This window comes from Thermoleptolyngbya sp. M55_K2018_002, from assembly GCF_015295965.1.
Taxonomy (GTDB): domain Bacteria; phylum Cyanobacteriota; class Cyanobacteriia; order Elainellales; family Elainellaceae; genus Thermoleptolyngbya; species Thermoleptolyngbya sichuanensis.
Map to the genome: position 1 here is coordinate 1 of NZ_DVEA01000396.1, position 17668 is coordinate 17668.

The following is a 17668-nucleotide window of genomic DNA, read 5'->3' on the forward strand; positions in this document are numbered from 1 at the left end:
ACATCTGTTCAGCACGATTTTTGGGGTAAGAATATTCGGGAGGTCTGGGAAGGGCAATCGCCCTGCCAACTCGCCACCTTGACTTTGACCGCTGCTGCCCTCCCGATTCGCCCTCCAAGCCGACCCCTAGTGGGCCGCTAGCTAGCCGCTTCGGGAGTCACATCTCCGTGAAAATAGGGTCATGCCCCCTTGATCGAACCCCGGACTTCATTGAAGATTAGGTGTAGAAACGGAGTCATTCATTGATCTTGCGGATTGGATGCGTTGACAGTTGCCCTATTCATGCCCTATTTACTCTGGGTTCCGTTAATTTACGTAGGGGAATTCCGCAGCCCCTTGAGGGCGTAACCCATTGGAAACTACGGAGGGCGATCGCCCGTCTTTTATGTTTTCTTGAAGACCGTGCAGCCATGTTGGACTGGAGTGTACCTGTGACAAACGACCTAGAGTTTTGCGTTCGCACAGCGCTTGAGTTTGGCGAGTTGTCGCCCGCAATGCAGGCTCGAATTGCCGACTTGGTTGCCTCAGGAAGCCTGTCGCAGCGCGATCGCATGTTGCTGTCATTGCTAGAAGATGCGATTGGCGATGGCTGCATCCGCCAGCTCTCTGCGCCGATTTCGGTTTAATCCTCCTGACTTGTGGTTCTCAATACGAGGCCGCTACCTCAGCGATTTGCCAGGTCTAAAGAATTGTAGCCTTATGATGAAGAGGAAAGGCTGCTATATCGGGGCTGAGCCGCCATCGCTGAGGGGGTTTCGATTTGAAAGTTTTTTCGATGCTTTGCCCGTCCGATCGGCGGAACTTGGGGTTGCTGTTTGTCGCGGGTTTACTCTTCTGGGCATCGCTGGCATCGCTGCTGCCGATTTTGCCGCTATACGTGCAGTCGTCTGGGGCGACGGGGCAGATGGTGGGGCTGGTGATGGGCTGTTTTGCCATTGGGCTATTGGGGTCGCGGCCACAGTTGGCGCGGCTTGCCGATGATCGGGGACGCAAGATTACGTTGCTGTTGGGCATGGCTGTGGTGGCGATCGCCCCATTAATCTACATTTTTGCCGAGTCGATGGTGCAACTGGCGGCGGTGCGGGCCTTTCACGGGCTGAGCATTGCCGCCTTTGCGCTGGCCTACAGTGCGCTGGTGGTGGATCTGTCTCCTCCCCAACATCGCGGCGAGCTAATTGGCTACATGAGCTTGGTGAACCCGATTGGCATGGGGCTGGGCCCAGCTATGGGCGGGTTTTTGCAAGCTGCCTGGGGCTATCAGGCGACGTTTTTGGCATCGGCAGCGCTGGGTCTACTGGGATTGGCGCTGTTGCTGCCGATTCGGGAGCCGCACATTGAAAAGCACCCACCGACTCAACGCCATCGCCGCGAAAATTTCTGGTTGCAGCTTGCTCATCCTGCGGTGCGAACGCCTGCGCTGGTGCTGCTGCTGGTGGGGCTATCGTTTGGGGCGCTGACGACGTTTGTGCCGCTGCTGGTGGCCGAGTCGGGTGTGACGTTTAATGTGGGGCTATTGTATACGGCAGCGGCGATCGCCAGCTTCACGATTCGCCTGCCCGTGGGTCGAGCGTCAGATTCCTACGGACGCGGCCCGTTCATTAGCTTCAGCCTGGTGCTGTATACCCTTTCGATGGTGGTGCTGTGGCAGGCCAGCAGCACGTTGCAGTTCTTGCTGGGCGGCTTTTTGGAAGGGGCCGGCGCGGGTATTCTGATTCCCATGATGGCGGCGCTGATGGCCGATCGGGCATTGCCCAACGAGCGGGGTCGCATGTTCAGCCTGTGCATGGTGGGGTTTGATGTCGGCATTGCGATGGCGGGGCCGGTGCTGGGGGCAGTGTCCGACCAAGTGGGCTTTCGCGCAATTTTCGGCTGGTCGGCGGTGCTGACGGCGATCGCCCTGCTCATCTTCCTCACGCTGTCCTCCAAGGACGCGCCTCACTCGCTACGGTTTGCGCTGGGTCGTGGGGACGATATCTATGCCGTAGATTCCCCAAGCTAACCAGCACACACTCCTGCACACGCCGAAAAGGGTAGGCTAATGAGGTTTTTGAAGACAGGGTTGCGCCTCCGCTCCCCAAGCGCATTGCCATTGGAACAGGCCGTGAATCGACGATCCCATCCCCCTGTGTGGATTTTCGATTTTAGATTTGCGATTTTGGATTGCCAGTTAGACCCTGAGCTTTTGGAGTGCTAGATAGGCACGACTTAAACGAATTTGATCCTTGAGCGGGTGGATTGCGGCTTCACCTTCACCATTTACTCATCGCCAAATTTACTCATCGCCACTTACAGCGAGGCTTTATGAAGGGACTACAAGGAAAAACGGCCCTGGTGACGGGGGCCTCTTCAGGCATTGGGCAGGCGATCGCCATTCGGCTGGCGCAGGAGGGGTGCAACGTTGTAATCAACTATCGCAGCAATCCAGACGCAGCCCAAGACACCCAAACTCAAGCCATGCAGAAAGCCTGTGATGGGGTGGAGGCCTGCGGCGTGCGATCGCTCTTGATCCAGGGCGACGTGTCCAAAGAGGATGACATCCGCCAGATCATAGCCACCACGATAGAAAAGTTGGGCAGTCTCGACATCCTCATCAACAATGCAGGCATCCAAACCGAGAAACCTGCCCACGAGGTCACCGCAGAAGACTTTGACCGCATCCTGAACGTAAACCTGCGGGGCGCGTTTCTCTGTGCGCGAGAGTCGATCCGGCACTGGCTCGATCGGGGACAGTCTGGCGTGATTATTAACATTTCCAGCGTCCATGAAATCATTCCCCGCCCCCTCTACGTCACCTACGCCATCAGCAAAGGCGGCATGGAAAACATGACCAAGACCCTGGCGCTGGAGTACGCAGATCGGGGCATCCGGGTGAATGCGATCGCCCCTGGCGCAACCGTTACCCCCATCAACAACGCCTGGACAGAAGACGCAGAAAAACGTGCCCAGGTGGAAAGCCACATTCCAATGGGTCGAGCCGGAACCTCGGACGAGATGGCCGCTGCCGTGGCGTTTTTGGCCTCGGACGAAGCCGCCTACATCACCGGGCAAACCCTCTTTATCGACGGTGGCTTGACGCTATATGCCGATTTTCGCGAGGCCTGGTCGGCTTAGTGAGCAGCAAAGGCGGAGGAGCTAAGGCGCTGAAAACCCGGTTAATCCGGTAATCAGGTTAATCAAAGGCTAATAAAGCGCCCGATCTGCCCAACTCTTCCGCCCATCGCCGCCAATCCAAAATCCCAAATCCAAAATCCCCAATCAGCGCCCCATGAATCCAACTGCAACTGCCGTTCAAAACGTCTTCAACGCCCGCGCCCGTCTGGGAGAGTGTCCGCTTTGGGACTGGGATGCTCAGTTGCTCTACTGGGTGGATATCTACAACCATCGGGTGCATCAGTTTGACCCAGCGACGGGGCGCGATCGCTTCTTTGACGTGGGTGATGTGGTCAGCGCGATCGCCCTGGCCGGGGAGCAGCAAATCTTGATGGCCCTTGGCAATCGGCTGGCGCTGCTGGATACCCAGTCGGGCACGCAGCACACGCTGTATACCGCCGAGTTCGACTGTCCTGGCACGCGCTTCAACGACGGCAAATGCGATGCCCAGGGGCGCTTCTGGATTGGGTCGATTAGCCCGGAACCCCAGCAGGCCGCACTGTATCGCTACGATCCAGACGGCTCCTGGCAGACAATGGAAACGGGCTTGACGATTTCTAACGGACTGGGCTGGAATCCGGCAGGCGATACCTTTTATCTGACGGACTCGCCCCAGCGGAAGATTTTTGCCTACCGCTTTGATGCGGCGACGGGAACGATTGGCGATCGCCGGGTGCTGGTGGATTTGGGCGATGAACCCGTAGAACCCGATGGATTGGCAATCGACACCCAAGGCAATCTCTGGTCGGCGCTGTGGGATGGCTGGTGTGTGGTGAAGTGTGATGCTGCGGGTCGAGAATTGGAGCGCATCCCGCTGCCCGTGCAGCGTCCCACCTGTCCCATTTTTGGCGGGGCAGGGCTAACGGATCTCTATATTACGACGGCATCGGTGGGACTAAGCCAGGCGGAAATTCATGCGGGCTTTTATGCGGGCGACTTGTTCTGCTTGCGGACGGATGCCGCAGGGCTACCTGCCCATCGGTTTGGGGGGGCATAGGTCAGTCCTTGCAGTCCGTCTTGACTCGCTGCTTCACGCTACTTCATTCGTAGAGTCGGGCCGGCTTTTCGTTAATGTGTGCCTCGATCGGCTTTACCTTTTCGATGAATTCAATCAGCGTGGTGTAATCGGGCGGCGCGGCATTGGGGATATAGCCGACCTGCTGGGCAAGGGTGGGCAGCACCTCGCTCATGGCTTTTTGGATCACCGCCTGCTGATTGCGGTTGACGGCGGGGCTGATCAGCACGGAGCCGGAGGGGATGCGGCGGCTGGCTCGCACAATTCGGAAGGTTGCGGGGCTGAACTGTGGCCGCAGTCGGTCAAACTCATCTCGGGCCAATGCGCCCAGGTCGGCTTCCTGATTTGCCAACCACTCCATTACGGTAGCGGGGGTGGAGGCGATCCGCACTTCCGATGGCGTGGTGCCATAGAGTTCATACAGCGGCACGTAGTAGCCCGTCGCAGACCCCGGCTGCCCCAGCGCCACGATTCTTTTATTCACATCGCTGAGGTCTTGAATCAGGCTGTCGTCGCGCACTACTAGGACGGAACTGAGGTTGTTCACCCCCTCCAGCGGAAACAGCGGCAGGTATTGGGCGCGGGAGAGGGCGATCGCCGCCAGACCCGGTGGCGCAAAGGCCAAAGACCAGACCTGTCGCTGGAGTTGCTCAACGGCTTTTACTTCGTTATAGGCTGGCTCCAGTTCTGCCAGCATTTTGGTCTGAGCCTGCAAATAATCCAAAAACGGCTGGTATTGGTCGATGGATGTTGCGCCTTCGCCGTAGGCCACCACACCAACGGTTAACTTATCCAACCGAGTCGCAGTGGAATTGTCTCGACGGTTGCAGGCAGCAAGAAGTCCAATGATGCCTTGAGCTAGCACTGCCCGACTCGACAGGCGCAGGAGCGTGCGGCGAGAGAGGGTATTCATTAAGGCAATCCGGCGAAAAAACAGAATGTCCCGATCCGAACCATATCATTGGAATCAAGCATTATAGGCAGATTCCAGGTTTTTCAAATGTTGCAAAACCTTAACTTGAGCCGGAAGTTTAACTTGCTGCTGCTGCTAGTGTTTTTGGGGGCGATCGCCCTCAGCGGCCTAGCCTTTTCCCGCATTTTGAACCGGGATGCCGAGCAAGCCGTGGTGGGCAAGGCCAACATCCTGATGCAGACCATGCTTGCTGTCCGAGACTATACCTCCGAGCAGATCAACCCAGAACTGGCTCCCCGACTGGAAACGGAAGCGGAATTTTTGCCCCAAACTGTGCCAGGTTATTCCGCCCGCGAAGTGTTTGAGAACCTGCGAAAAAGCCCTGAATATACCGACTTTTTCTACAAAGAAGCCACGCTCAATCCCACCAACCTGCGCGACAAAGCCGACACCTTTGAAGCCTCCATCGTGGAGCAGTTTCGCAGCAATGCCAATCTCAAAGAACTCTCTGGCTATCGCCAGTCGCCTGCGGGACGGCTCTACTACACGGCAAAACCCATTGCCATCACCAAAGAAAGCTGTCTGCGCTGCCACAGCACCCCAGAAGCTGCGCCCAAGAGTCAGCTCACCACCTACGGCCGCGAAAACGGCTTTGGCTGGCAACTGAATGAAATCGTCGGCGCACAGATGATCTCTGTCCCCGCCAGCGGCGTGATCGACAGCGCCCGCCGCGCCTTTCTGCTGTTTATGGGCATCGTTACAGGTGCGTTTTTGCTGGTGATGTCGCTGCTGAACTGGCTGCTGCGTCGGGCCGTCATTAACCCAATCAAAGGCATGGCGACCGTCGCCAACGAAATCAGCCTGGGCAATATGGATGCTGATTTTCAGCAAAAATCCAATGACGAAATTGGCAAACTCGCGGCGGCGTTTAACCGCATGAAGACGAGTCTCAGCATGGCGATGGAAATGCTGGGACAGCGGGAGTAGGAAAGGTATATCGATTTTGGATTAGGGGCTTCCAATCCGGCTCCCTTCTCCCAAAGCGGGAGAAGGGCTGGGGGGATGAGGGCAAACTTGCAGAACTGGGATGCGCCCGCGGGCAAGCACTTAGAAACGCTAGAAAAACGAATCCCCAGCCTCTACAGAAGCCAGGGATCAGCGAAGAACACCAAACAGGTCAAGCCTATGCTTTTTCAACGCGAGTGCGATCGGGCAGAATCCACATCAGCACGGGCGACAGGGCAGCCGAAGCAAGGCAGACGATGGCAATGATGGCGAGGCCAGTGGAAACATCGGTAGGCATTTTTTACTCTCCTAATTTTTCTCTGAATAGTTCTGGAAATCTGTTGAAGCGAACAATGCGGGAAATGCCCGTGAGATCAGCAGAAAGCTGGTGTGGCGAAAGTAGGCAAGCGCAGATAGCGCGATCGCTCCCCGATGCGAGAACTTAGGCAGTTGCGATAGCGATTCCGAGGAATCACCGTGCGTAACCAGCCTCTATAAAAACCAAGCTCTATGAATCTATGAATGAGTCACAGAGAATGAGTCACGGAACTAGACACAACGCTGGCCGCTCGTCCTAGCTATTTGTGCTAGCTATTCGTACTGACGATTCGCGCTGGCTGCTTGGGTACACCGTTAGGTACTGGGTACTAGACACGGGTACTAGATACTGGGTACACCATTAGATACAACGTTCCGGCAAGCAATTTCGGGAAACGGAATGGCTATTTCAAACTTACTTTCTGTATTCAATTTTACTGAATTAAATCAATATCGGGGGAAAGCTTAATGTCTTGTATTGATTTCGCTCTCACTAATCCCTAAGAGTTTGCAATGTCAGCACTTGCGGCGGGGTTGCGTCGGGCGGGTAGAGGAACGTCACCTGCACAAACCGACGACCCCCCGGCGGCAGGTCAAGGACGGCCAGGGGAGCGCTGCGATCGCCCCGTCGATGCACCAGATGCACATAGCGCGTGCGGTTTAGCCCTCGGCTGTCGAAAAAGCGCACCCGCACCGTGCCGCGAAAGAAGGTCTGCGTTGGCAATGGGTCAAAAAAGCGTAGCCCGTTCTGGCTGAGGGTGTCTTCTTTGATGGGGGTTTGCAGGGCGATCGCCACCCGCTGCAATTGGTTCGTCGGGTTATGCAGCGGCAGCGCCAGGTCATACTCTACGGCGTAGTTGCCGTGGGCGGCGTAGGCGGTGTCGTCGTAGCGCACGATCAGCGGCGCAGTCTGGGTTTGGCCCGTGCCCAGTCGCCCCGCCACCAAGCTGCTCAACGGGTACGAAACGCCCGTGCCTGCGGGTGGAATGCTGAGGTGGGGGCCGTTGGGTTCGTCTGTGATTCGCGCAGCCCAGCGAGATCCCTGCGCCACGCCTGCCACCCGCCCGTAGATGATTGCCCCCGGTTCGCCCGGTGGAGTGGGGGGGCGATCGCGCGGCACTGCCAAATCTCCTGTTGCCAGCAGGCTTACCCAGTCTTCCAGCGTCGGCGCTTGCTCGTTTCCATCGGCATCGCGGCGAGCAAACAGGGCCAAACTCGCAGCATACACCGGGCCATCACTCCGCAGCCGCGCCAGAGTCGAGCGGCCATTTAGCGGCGGGTCGAGCGTCGCCACCGGGATCGGCGCATTCAGCAGCAGTTGATAGCCCCCCGGCGGAATCACCAGGCGATCGGGAAAGACCTCGCTGCGCCGCCCCCGCAGCACGTCGCTCATGGCGCGGCTGCCCGGTCCGGCAAACACGCTGCCATCGGGATTTTCTACCCATCCTGGCAGGGTGATAAACGGCGCATCGGGCTGGCTCAGGTAGCTGGCGGCGCTCATCACCTGAATCGTCACGGGTTGGGAACCTGGATTGTGCAGCACAATGCCAAGATACAGGCTGGTGAGATTATCCGGCGACACCGCCCGAAACACATGATGGGCAAACACATCAAACCGCCCCGCCAGCGGCACATCCAGATGGGCGGCGGGGTGCTGCTTGCCCGCAGGCGGAAAGGTTGAAAGCAAAATGCCCTCCGAGCCGACCAGTTCCGGGCTATTGCTGTTGAACTGGAGCGTGTCGTCAAGCTGCCCCGGCAGAGGGCGCACCTCCCGTGGCACGACGATTTCCTGGGGCATGGGGGCGGGCGCTTGGGCGAGGACTGGAGGCGTAAGTAGTAGGGGAAAAAATAGCACAGCTTAGTCGGGACTAGAGGTGAATCAGGCGATGGAGAACCTGGCAGAAGTCTTGCAGAATGGGCAGGCGGTTGGCGGGGGTGAGGACGGGAATGTGGACAAACAGGCAGGGACGCTGGGTGGTCTGGGCGTGTTCCAGCAGGGAGAAGTAGAGCGCGTTGCACACGAAGCGTCCGGCATCGTAGCTGAGGTCGGTGTGGGGCAGGTCGGCGGCGAGGCGCGGCAGGTCGAGGGACGTTTTCAGGATGCGATGCCCGTGGGGGTCGCTTTGCGAATCGCCCTGTACCGCCTGCACCTCCAGCGTCAGGCGATCGCGCGTTTCTGCCATACCGCAGCAGACGACCAAATCGGGCTGGACTTGCTGGATGTGGGCGATCGCCAGCTTGGGTGCTTGCTCAAAGTCAACAGGTAGCCGCCGCAGGACATGCAGCGAGTCCAGAAAGTCCAAATCGCACTGCAACAGATCCGCCAACAAATCATCCGACGAGTTGGAAGGCTGTTCGGGTTTCCAGGTGGTAAACGACGTGAGCAGGATTTTTCGAGTCACAGCATTTCGAGTCCCAGCATTCGAGTCCTAGAATTTCGAGTCACAGCATTTCGAGTCCCAGCATTCGAGTCATAGAACCGGGGAAGGGCGATCGCCCTATCCGTTTTACATCAGATTTACATCGGATTTACATCAGACAGGACGCTTCTGGCAGGACGCTTCTGGCAGCATTGCGCCAAACGCCAAATGATTAAAGCTGAGAGATAAATTGCAAAATTTCTCAACTTCCGTAAACTGGTCTGTAATTTCCGTGTGGTTACGATACTAAACGCCTTTAACCCCCTTGGAGGACAGCATGAGCTTGAATGCAAGCCTGAACCGTAGCCTGAAACTGTCTGCTCTGTCGGCGGCTTCCGCCGTGGCACTGGCGGGCACTGCCATCCTCTCTCTGCCTGCGGCTGCGTCGCCCTGCGGTTTTGCCAAATTTAATTCCACGACCACGCTGACGGATACCCCTTCTACGCCCGTTGACACCCTCAGCCAGTCGCCCAGCGCGAACCGGATGAGCCTGCTGGGTGGCGGTATTGCGGCGATCGCCGCCCTCGCAGGGGGAGCCTTTGCCCTCAAGGCCTACCGCGCCCGCAAGCTCCAGCCCGTGGTCGCGCCCGATGCGGCGGCTGAAGCGGTTGCTGAAGAAAGCTTTATCGAAGAAAAGCCCTTTGCCATCGTCGTTCCAGCGATCGCCCTAGAGCGCCCGTCTGTAGAAGATCTGGACGCAGAACCCGCAGGCCGCAAGTAGGTTTGCCAGTAGGCTTGCCAGTAGATTTGCCAGTGGGCTTATGCATGGGGCGATCGCCCCTAGCGTTCATTTTCATTCAACCTGGCTAGACCAACCTGTCTAGACCAGACCAACGTGTGTGCAAATTTCAAGCTGCCCTCATCCCCCAGCCCCTTCTCCCAGGTCGGGAGAAGGGGAGCAAGAGAGGATAGGAGTCCCTCTCCCGCTCTGGGAGAGGGATTCAGGGTGAGGGGGATCGGCAAAGTTGCACCTTGCGTAACCTATCAAGACATTGATACTTGCTCACAGCCTGACCAATCGTCGGGCTATTTTTTGCCAAACCACTGCTCATTCCCCCTCCGACACCCCCAGTCCGTTGCTGACTGCCACCCAATCCGCCACGCTCAGGTCTTCGGCGCGGGCCTGGGGATTCAGCCCTAGTTGCTCCAGCAGCAGCCCTAGCGCCTCCTTGTCCACCGCAGAGTGCAGCGTATTGCGGAGCATTTTGCGGCGGGTGGCAAAGCCCAGCCTCACCAGCCGATCCAGACGGTGGGGATCGGCGGCGGCGGGGGCAAACGGGCGCGGGGTCAAGCGCACAACGACGGAATCGACCTTAGGCGGCGGATGAAAGGCGCTGGCGGGGACGTGGCAGATGCGATCGCACTGGGCAAGATACTGCACCCGCACCGACAACGCGCCGTAGACCTTGCTGCTGGGGCTGGCGCAGAGGCGATCGCCCACTTCCTTTTGCAGCAGCAGCACAATCGAGTCAAACGGGCGCGGATTGGGTGCGGCAATGCTGCCCAGCAGTCGCTCCAAAATCGGCCCGGTGATGTTGTAGGGAATATTGGCAACGACCTTGTTGGGCTGCTGAAACTGGGGAAAATTGGCCAGCAGCGCGTCCAGATCCAGCGACAGAAAATCTCCTTGCAGCAGCAGGAAATTGGGCGTTTCCCCCAATTGCTTGGCCAGCAGCTTGCACAGGTCGCGGTCGATTTCTACCGCCACCACCGCAGCGGCCAGGGGCAAGAGGCGGCGCGTCAGAATGCCCGTGCCGGGGCCAATTTCCAAGACGCGATCGCCCTCTGATAGGCTGGCAGCGTCCACAATTTGCTGAAGCGTGCGATCGCTGCGGAGCCAGTGTTGCCCAAATTGTTTTCGCGTGCGAGGAGCCATCGGCAGCCGTCGATAAAATATTTGCCCAGATTCTTAGCCCATCGTCTTGGCTAAGAGTCCAAGCTTCCCACACTGAGGGGCACCATGTCTCCCTGAAGCGTCAGCCCCAATAGCATTTGTTGGCGGGGCTTGATCAAGGTGCCTGTGAGGGCGCAGTGGGTTTCTTGATGGGCGATCGCCGCGACGCTGGATTGAATCTCGTCCCGCGACAGGAGGGATGGGGCCTCACCGCTTTTTTGCTGCACATAGCGCCACAGCACCTCCCGAATTAACGCCTGATAGCCCTGGCTTCCGGCAATTTCTTTGAGCCGCTCCTTGAGCGATCGCTCTAGCCGGATGCTGGTCACTTCCATTTCTGTGGTCGATGTGCGGTTTAGGGTTTGCATTGTCTAGGGCCTCCTTGTAAAGCCTCCTAAAAGAACTGGCCCTATCGTAATACACCTGTAGTATGTTGCGCCAATCTACTTCCTGAAAGGCAAGAAGAAAAGAATTGGATCAGGGTTAAAGATTAGAGGATTGGATCAGGGTTAAAGATTAGAGGATTATAGTTGGAGAGATTTGCCCTACAACACGGCATGAAAAAATCGCTGCACAGAGAGGCTGTACAACGATTTTCGGAAGTCAAGCAAACAATCTATCACGGGCTATTCCAGAGGCTATTCCAGAGATCAAGGGATCAAAGCCAAAGCTCTTGATCCATAATGCTGCTGTGAATCGGATAGAAACCGGGACTAAGCGAAACTTGGGGAGTTTTTCGGGAGTTCCTCCTGGGAGTTTCTCCTGAATGTTTTACGTCCCAGTCGTCCGCTACCGTACCGTCGGAGTAGAAACACTGAGGGCAAATCCTCAGGACTGACCTGGGTCAGTTACGGTTGCAACCTGGTTATTGGAAGTCATCGTCTCAATCCGGTTGCCGCGAGTGGTCAAGGTCACGGCCGAGCCATTCCGCAGCCCCAAACGAGCCTGATCCTGAACCGAAAGGGACAGCAGACGAATCGAGCCATCGGCCAGACGGACTCGGATGCGATCGAGACGGGGGGTTAGCTCGACGATCGTGGCCTCAACTTGTTCTAAGGGCTGCACCGAAACCATCCGCATCATGGTGACAATGCGATCGCCACTCATCGTCAACATCACTTCTGCACCGGGGGACAGTCCCAACTGACCTTGCTTTTGGGCAGCCAGCGAGAACATGCGGATGCTGCCGTCTGCCAGTCTCAGCCGCACGGTGTCTTCACGGGGGTCAGCATCCACAACGGTCGCAGTAGTGCTTGTCTCCGGGGAAGAAGAAATCAGGCGAGTCATGGTGATGATGCGGTTGCCGCTCATTGTCAGCATCACGTCGGCACCCCGCTCTAGCCCAAGCTGACGCTGTTCCTGGGCAGACAGAGAAAACATGCGGATACTGCCATCCGAGAGTCTCAGGCGAACCGTGTCTTCACGGGGGTCGGCATCGATCACGGTTCCGGTTGTGCTGGTCAGGGCTTGGGCAACCAGGATCGAGGAAGCGGAGGAGGAGGCGAGTCCGGCCTCAGGCAGGGCGATCGCGCTAGGGGCAAGGGTCAATCCGGCAGCGAGCGCTAGGGCAGCGCCCATCCACAGATTTCGACTTTCTAGCTTTTTGTGTTCTAGCGTATTCATCTCAAGTCATCTCCAAAATCAACATCACAACGCAGCTTGGCTAAAGCAAAGTATCTGCATGAGTGAACAAAAGCCATCAGCACTACGTTCTGGCTTGCGTTCCTATCAAGGATCTTTAGGCATTCAGCCTGCTATTCATGATGGATGCAGTGGATGACAGTGAAATGATGGCTGGTTAAAAGCGCCATAAGAGAAAGATAAGGAAAGATAAGAGGACGCTGAGAGTGCATTCCACTTTTGTAACCCTCACCCTAAATCCCTCTCCCGCTCTGGGAGAGGGACTTCTAATCCGGCTCCCCTTCTCCCAAAACGGGAGAAGGGGCTGGGGGATGAGGGCGAATTTGCAGAACTGGGATGCGCCCGACGCTGAGAGCCTGGTTGAACCATCTATTCAACATCAGATAATGAGGAGATTATGAGGTCGATAATAAGGCTACCCATTGAGCAGCGCTAGATTTCAGCAATGCTCTGCAATGCTCTGCGATTCTCAAAAATCTCTAGTTTGGGCTGTTGGGGGCCTTCCTTCAGCCCGATAGCGCTTTCGATTGGCAATGCAGGAAGCATAGAGGCTTAACACTGGCCACGGTCGGCGATCGCCGAAGTTGGTTCGTCTGCGGCTGCCGGGAAGTGGCGATCGATAATCTGCGGCACGTCTTCTGGACGGATTCGGCTGTAGCGCGTTTTGTTGATGATGACGTTTGGCCCGGCTTTGCACTGTTTCATGCAGCCCGTCCCCTTCAGCTTGACCTGCCCCTCAAGCTGGCGATCGCCCAAGGCTTGCTGAATTGCCTCGGTGACGGCCCAGCCGCCGCGCTTGCAGCAGTCCGACTTTTGACAAAATAAAATCGTGCCACTAGCGCTGGGAGCAGAAGCCGCTGGCTGCGCCGGAGGCCGGGCCGGGATAGCCTGTTCTAAGCCACGGCTTGCTCGCTCAAAACCTGCCAAGTCAGCGCTGGGCGACGCAACCCGAATATGGTCTGCCTTAAACTTGACCATCCCCTCGCCATAGTCTAACTGCTGATAGCCGCTGACCTGGAGCCACTCACCTGGCACTAGCACCCGCTGACAGCTTGCCCGCGCTTCTTTCGACAGCTTAATGTACAGTTCTCCAACCGCTGTAGACAGGCGCAATCCCTTAATCTTGTAGCCGTCTTTTACCAACAGTCCTAGAAATCGACCTTCGATCTGAAACGGTGTTTTTTCGCTTTTGTGGCCCATAAGTGAATTACCCCTTGACGCGCCAGCAGCGGTCTAATAGTTCAACTAAATCCTTGCGAGAGGCAGTGATTTGGTAAATCACGCTCCTCACCTGGAGGGCAGCCAAGGGCGTAGAAACGTCGGCCCGAAGCATCCCATCTGGAAAACAGTATGCCGGAATATCGAGATCTCGGAGGCGGTGGTAGACTTGCCAGCGATCGCCCCGAGATATAGCGATCGCTGGCAGTCTTGAAGCGTCGGAATCGGCCGTGGTTTCGGCAGTTAGGGGGGAGGTCGGGTTCATCAATCCAGCGTCAGCAGGTCAGTGAAGATTTGCAGAAGGAAGGGCAACGAGTGCTTAAAGCACGCCTAGAGAGCGCTCTGTGAGCTTTATCTGGGAGCTTTATCAGCAGCACCCCGTAACCAGCGCTCTATACATCAATAGCCAGCTCTCTATTGACAACAAAAGTCAATAGCTCCTATTCCCAGGATAGACGCTCACTGGATCTTTTTGCAAACTATTTTCATTAGCAAATCGTCGAATTCGCCACCTGAACAAGGCTGAAAGCCTATTCAAACGGTTGTTTCAGCGATTTTCTGGATTAAAACTTACTTCCAAGATTGATCTAAATTCTAAGTCAGTATGTGATAGAAATTCCTCACTCCTCTGACTCCTCTTCAAAGGGGAGGCGCTCTGGCGCGGCAGGGGCGACCAAATCCGGCAGGGGCGATCGCTCTACTGGCGCTAAATCAACCGGCTCCGGCGGCGCAGTTGGCTCCGAAAGTGGCGCAGGCTGTGCAGGAGGGCTAATCGACTCTGGTCGCGGGCTGGGTCGGGCGCTGGGCGGCTCCGCAGGTTTGGATTTAGCAGGCTTGGAGCTAGCAGGTTTGGATTTAACAGACTCCTGCAACTCTTTCACACCCGACTGGAGCGACTCTTGCAGCGCCTCAACCTTGGTGCTGGCTGAAGACTGAACCTCCCGCAGGCGATCGCGCAGGCTGCCCAAGTAGCTCTTGGGCTTGGGCTGGGCGGGCCGGCTGACGCGCGGTGTGGGGCTGGGCGCAGGCAACTCCTGCACTTGCTCCTGCACCTGCTCTTCTAGTTCCCGCAGCACAGACGGGGTTGGAGCAGGCTGGGCAGGGGGACTTGGCAACGGCTCTGGGATGACGCTTGGCTCCGGAGTTGGCATGGCGGGCACGGGGGACACTCTGGGCGCTGGAGTCACTGTAGGCGCTGACTCAGTCGCGCGAGTCGGCGGCGGCACTTTTGCGGAGTTGGGGGCCGGCGTTTTGCCAGATGGCTCCAAATCCGATGGCTCTCGACCGGACGGCTTTGGCTCCCCTGGCTCTTTCACTGGCTCTTTCACTGGCTCTTTCACTGGCTCTGGCAGGTTGGGCTGGGGGCTGGGGGTCGCCGCTGGAGGAGCCACGGGTGTCGGTGATGCAGGCGCGGTTTCCTGGACTTTCTTTGCTTTGGGCGATTCGCGAAGCGATCCCTGCGGGAATCGCGCTGGGCGGACAGGCACAGGGCTGGGTTCGGCGGCTGGTGTGGGAGCTAGCACTGGGGTCGGCATTGGGGTCGGCACTGGGGTCGGCACTGGGGTCGGCACTGGCTCTACCACAGCGGGCGACGATTGGCGTGGGCTGGGCGAAGGCTCTGGGGCGATCGCCTTGGGAGTGGGCGATACCGCTGGCTCTAACACTCTGGAACCTGATTTTCGAGGGGATACCGCTTCCGGGGGGGTCGCCTTGGGTTCTGCCGCCTTGGGTTGTTCAAGTTCTGGAGCAGGGGCAGGCGAAGGAGCTAGTTTTGCGGGCGCTGGTACGGGCGCGGGCGATTCTTGGACAGGGGGCACCGCAGGCGTTGGCGCGGGCGATTCCTTCACAATGGGCGAGGGCAATGGTTTCGGGGCGGGCTTGTAGTTGGGGTCAACGATGGCGCGGGCCTCGTCCAGGGTCAGGTCGCCGCGCACCAGCTTGGCTAATGTGTCTGTGCCGCCCGGTTCATAGGTGATGACGCGGACGGTATTGTTGAACGCATTGGGAATCGGTTCCCCGTCTTCGTTCAAAAGCTCTAGCTGCACCCAGTTTTTGCCGGGTTTCAGCCCCTTCAGATAGATCGGCTGCCACTGGTCGATCAGGAAGCTCTCGCCGTTGACCGTGGCGCGAATTCGCCAGTCGGGAATGTCGTCGTCTTCGCTGGACTGGGCAATGATGTGCAGCGGCACATTGGTCAGGAAAAAGTCCAGCATCACGGGTTCTGCACCGTAGCTGCCGACGGGACGGCTGTAGGTAAGCAGGGGTTGATTGCGGATGGGTCGATTGTCCGGCGTTTTTGCATAAACGTGGAACGTAACCTGGGCAAAGGCTCCGTCGTTTTTGAAGAGTTCGTGCCAGGGACGAGAGGCGATCGCCCTCACGGTATGCGTCCCTGGTTCCAGCCCCTCAAACACAATCGGCTCAGCAGCGTCATACAGCGCTTTGTAGGGCGAGTTGTCCAAAATCACATGGACATGTGGCCCCAGCCCCAGCGTTTTGTCCTTAAAGATCGGCAAGTCGTTAACCTGCACCTTGACGGAAACTTTGTCGTCTTGCAGCACCTCGTCCGGGCGCGGGCTGAGGATTTTGACCTGCGGCTGATAGTTTTCTAACAAAGGGCGTAGGTCTTGCAGCAGGGCTGGCGGCGGCACTTCGGAAATACTGCTGGGACGGGGACTATTGAGACTGGTAGAGGGGCGATCGCCCTTACGGGTAGGCTTTTCGCCACAGGCGACCGATCCCAACCCTAAGATTGTGACCAAACCCAAGATCACCAGGCATTTGCCCCATTGCCGTATCCGCTGCATCACCACGCGCCTCACTCCTGTGCGATCGCCATTCCAGGAAGGCTAGCCAGCGTTCAGCTTCAGCGAGCTAGCACGTTCCCTGCAAACAAAATGAATTGAGTCTATCCATAGGGAACTATACCGCTTCCCCTCTCTCCCAGAGCAAATTCTGCTCTGCCTCGCACGCCAAACAACGCGATTCATGTAGCGCCTGGCATAGCGCCTATCGCGCTCCTCGGACATCAAAACCCGGAGCATCCGCAGCGAACGCCCCGGAAAACCGCAGATGAGAAAGGCGCAAACGATCTATAAGGCTGCGCTTATCTCTTGCACGAGAATTTGTGTGGGGATGGGCGATCGCCAGTCACAACAGCATCAAGACAAGATCGAGACAAAATCGAGAATTTTTAATGGCATTAATTCTTGTGTCTTATACCTGCCTCGTCAAAAAACAAAAGCTAGGTCTGTCGAGGAATTGGGCGATCGTATCCCACACTACTCTGAGATTCTTCCGCGCTCTTTCCTCACGACTTTTCTATGCTTAGGATTGGTTTATGATTAAGCATTTCGATTTGTAAATATTCGGCCACAAACGGGCCATCTTTTGCGTCCTGCTGTCCGTGAAACGCAGGATCAATCAAAGTTTTCCCATCTTGAATTATTGTTAATAGCCGTGAAACTTGGGCTAAACACAGCACTATAATCTCTAAGAAACCTACCCAGGTCACGTCCTGTCGCTGTTTTGGCCCTTGCCAGGGGCGATCGCGACGTTCCTCCCCCACTTCCCCAACTGCTTGAAAGCTTTGCTGCCAAGGCATTTGCCGTAAAGCGGTTTACACGCTCCCCCTGGGTCTTATATGCCTGGCTATCATCATCGGCGATCGGTGGTGAGCGGGGAGGCTTGCTGCGAAAGCGGCATCTGGGTTTGGATTAATTTTCGTTCCTTGTCTAGAGAGAGGAGAGTCTCTAATGACAACTACCCCACGGGAGCGAGAAGCGAAGGTCAAGGTGACGGTTGACAAAGACCCGGTTCCTACCTCTTTTGAGCTATGGGCCAAGCCGGGACACTTCGACCGCACGTTGGCGAAGGGCCCCAAAACCACCACTTGGATTTGGAACCTTCATGCGGACGCTCACGATTTTGATAGTCATACCAGCGACTTAGAGGATATCTCCCGTAAAATCTTCAGCGCTCACTTTGGTCACCTTGCAGTGATCTTCATCTGGCTGAGCGGGATGTATTTCCACGGCGCTAAGTTTTCAAACTATGAAGCTTGGCTAACCAACCCCACAGGCATCAAGCCTAGT

16 protein-coding genes and 1 pseudogene are annotated in these 17668 nt (G+C 57.0%); 7 read left to right on the forward strand and 10 right to left on the reverse strand.

The annotated features are described in order from the left end of the window. The first annotated feature begins 431 nt into the window (after window positions 1-431). From IGS51_RS20205 to IGS51_RS20220, 4 genes are all read left to right on the forward strand, one after another. Window positions 432-626, forward strand: coding sequence for a hypothetical protein (locus IGS51_RS20205; protein ID WP_172353581.1), 195 nt, complete (start codon window positions 432-434; stop codon window positions 624-626). Window positions 627-760: 134 nt separating this feature from the next. After that, window positions 761-1999 (forward strand): MFS transporter, encoded by a 1239-nt coding sequence (locus IGS51_RS20210; protein WP_297080573.1) that lies wholly within the window; start codon window positions 761-763, stop codon window positions 1997-1999. Between the two features lie 302 nt (window positions 2000-2301). Then, window positions 2302-3111, forward strand: a complete 810-nt coding sequence (locus IGS51_RS20215; protein ID WP_297080574.1) for a glucose 1-dehydrogenase — start codon at window positions 2302-2304, stop codon at window positions 3109-3111. A gap of 154 nt (window positions 3112-3265) precedes the next feature. Beyond that, window positions 3266-4147 carry an SMP-30/gluconolactonase/LRE family protein gene (locus tag IGS51_RS20220; RefSeq protein ID WP_297080575.1) on the forward strand — a complete coding sequence of 294 codons (882 nt, stop codon included), beginning with the start codon at window positions 3266-3268 and terminating at the stop codon, window positions 4145-4147. Between the two features lie 43 nt (window positions 4148-4190). Here IGS51_RS20220 and IGS51_RS20225 read toward each other — a convergent pair whose 3' ends face one another. Next, complete coding sequence (locus IGS51_RS20225; protein ID WP_297080576.1) at window positions 4191-5078, reverse strand: PhnD/SsuA/transferrin family substrate-binding protein; 888 nt, start codon at window positions 5076-5078, stop codon at window positions 4191-4193. Window positions 5079-5165: 87 nt separating this feature from the next. Here IGS51_RS20225 and IGS51_RS20230 point away from each other — a divergent pair, with 87 nt between their 5' ends. Continuing rightward, a complete protein-coding gene (locus tag IGS51_RS20230) occupies window positions 5166-6065 on the forward strand; it encodes a DUF3365 domain-containing protein (protein WP_316790047.1) in 900 nt (299 codons plus the stop codon). A gap of 829 nt (window positions 6066-6894) precedes the next feature. Here IGS51_RS20230 and IGS51_RS20235 read toward each other — a convergent pair. After that, window positions 6895-8199, reverse strand: coding sequence for a DUF3370 domain-containing protein (locus IGS51_RS20235; RefSeq protein WP_367279392.1), 1305 nt, complete (start codon window positions 8197-8199; stop codon window positions 6895-6897). 70 nt (window positions 8200-8269) lie between these two features. Beyond that, window positions 8270-8803, reverse strand: a complete 534-nt coding sequence (locus tag IGS51_RS20240) for a peptidase C15 (protein WP_297080579.1) — start codon at window positions 8801-8803, stop codon at window positions 8270-8272. 295 nt (window positions 8804-9098) lie between these two features. Here IGS51_RS20240 and IGS51_RS20245 point away from each other — a divergent pair, with 295 nt between their 5' ends. Continuing rightward, window positions 9099-9542 carry a hypothetical protein gene (locus IGS51_RS20245; RefSeq protein WP_297080580.1) on the forward strand — a complete coding sequence of 148 codons (444 nt, stop codon included), beginning with the start codon at window positions 9099-9101 and terminating at the stop codon, window positions 9540-9542. A 327-nt stretch (window positions 9543-9869) separates the two neighbouring features. On the opposite strand, the gene rsmA is transcribed toward IGS51_RS20245, so the two are convergent. The 7 genes from rsmA to IGS51_RS20280 all read right to left on the reverse strand — a co-directional run bounded on the left by rsmA (window position 9870) and on the right by IGS51_RS20280 (window position 17178). Then, the gene (gene rsmA, locus IGS51_RS20250; RefSeq protein ID WP_297080581.1) at window positions 9870-10697 is read right to left on the reverse strand and encodes a 16S rRNA (adenine(1518)-N(6)/adenine(1519)-N(6))-dimethyltransferase RsmA; all 828 of its coding nucleotides are present in this window, start codon (window positions 10695-10697) and stop codon (window positions 9870-9872) included. Between the two features lie 50 nt (window positions 10698-10747). Next, window positions 10748-11083 carry a hypothetical protein gene (locus IGS51_RS20255; RefSeq protein ID WP_205370340.1) on the reverse strand — a complete coding sequence of 112 codons (336 nt, stop codon included), beginning with the start codon at window positions 11081-11083 and terminating at the stop codon, window positions 10748-10750. 460 nt (window positions 11084-11543) lie between these two features. Beyond that, a complete protein-coding gene (locus IGS51_RS20260; RefSeq protein ID WP_297080582.1) occupies window positions 11544-12338 on the reverse strand; it encodes a hypothetical protein in 795 nt (264 codons plus the stop codon). A gap of 570 nt (window positions 12339-12908) precedes the next feature. Beyond that, window positions 12909-13556, reverse strand: a complete 648-nt coding sequence (locus tag IGS51_RS20265) for a (2Fe-2S) ferredoxin domain-containing protein (protein WP_297080583.1) — start codon at window positions 13554-13556, stop codon at window positions 12909-12911. A 7-nt stretch (window positions 13557-13563) separates the two neighbouring features. Next, complete coding sequence (locus IGS51_RS20270; RefSeq protein WP_225910599.1) at window positions 13564-13839, reverse strand: Asr1405/Asl0597 family protein; 276 nt, start codon at window positions 13837-13839, stop codon at window positions 13564-13566. Between the two features lie 355 nt (window positions 13840-14194). Continuing rightward, the gene (locus IGS51_RS20275; RefSeq protein WP_297080584.1) at window positions 14195-16336 is read right to left on the reverse strand and encodes a DUF6130 family protein; all 2142 of its coding nucleotides are present in this window, start codon (window positions 16334-16336) and stop codon (window positions 14195-14197) included. Between the two features lie 548 nt (window positions 16337-16884). After that, the gene (locus IGS51_RS20280; RefSeq protein WP_297080585.1) at window positions 16885-17178 is read right to left on the reverse strand and encodes a hypothetical protein; all 294 of its coding nucleotides are present in this window, start codon (window positions 17176-17178) and stop codon (window positions 16885-16887) included. 151 nt (window positions 17179-17329) lie between these two features. Between IGS51_RS20280 and psaA the strand changes: the two are divergent. Continuing rightward, window positions 17330-17668, forward strand: a pseudogene (psaA, locus tag IGS51_RS20285) (photosystem I core protein PsaA); the annotation flags it as partial.

Coding starts and splice junctions, on each gene's coding strand:
- IGS51_RS20255 (WP_205370340.1), bottom strand. CDS start 11,083: ATGCAAACCCTAAACCGCACATCGACCACAGAAATGGAAGTGACCAGC.
- rsmA (WP_297080581.1), bottom strand. CDS start 10,697: ATGGCTCCTCGCACGCGAAAACAATTTGGGCAACACTGGCTCCGCAGC.
- IGS51_RS20230 (WP_316790047.1), top strand. CDS start 5,166: ATGTTGCAAAACCTTAACTTGAGCCGGAAGTTTAACTTGCTGCTGCTG.
- IGS51_RS20265 (WP_297080583.1), bottom strand. CDS start 13,556: ATGGGCCACAAAAGCGAAAAAACACCGTTTCAGATCGAAGGTCGATTT.
- IGS51_RS20215 (WP_297080574.1), top strand. CDS start 2,302: ATGAAGGGACTACAAGGAAAAACGGCCCTGGTGACGGGGGCCTCTTCA.
- IGS51_RS20225 (WP_297080576.1), bottom strand. CDS start 5,078: ATGAATACCCTCTCTCGCCGCACGCTCCTGCGCCTGTCGAGTCGGGCA.
- IGS51_RS20270 (WP_225910599.1), bottom strand. CDS start 13,839: ATGAACCCGACCTCCCCCCTAACTGCCGAAACCACGGCCGATTCCGAC.
- IGS51_RS20260 (WP_297080582.1), bottom strand. CDS start 12,338: ATGAATACGCTAGAACACAAAAAGCTAGAAAGTCGAAATCTGTGGATG.
- IGS51_RS20235 (WP_367279392.1), bottom strand. CDS start 8,199: ATGCCCCAGGAAATCGTCGTGCCACGGGAGGTGCGCCCTCTGCCGGGG.
- IGS51_RS20280 (WP_297080585.1), bottom strand. CDS start 17,178: ATGCCTTGGCAGCAAAGCTTTCAAGCAGTTGGGGAAGTGGGGGAGGAA.
- IGS51_RS20245 (WP_297080580.1), top strand. CDS start 9,099: ATGAGCTTGAATGCAAGCCTGAACCGTAGCCTGAAACTGTCTGCTCTG.
- IGS51_RS20220 (WP_297080575.1), top strand. CDS start 3,266: ATGAATCCAACTGCAACTGCCGTTCAAAACGTCTTCAACGCCCGCGCC.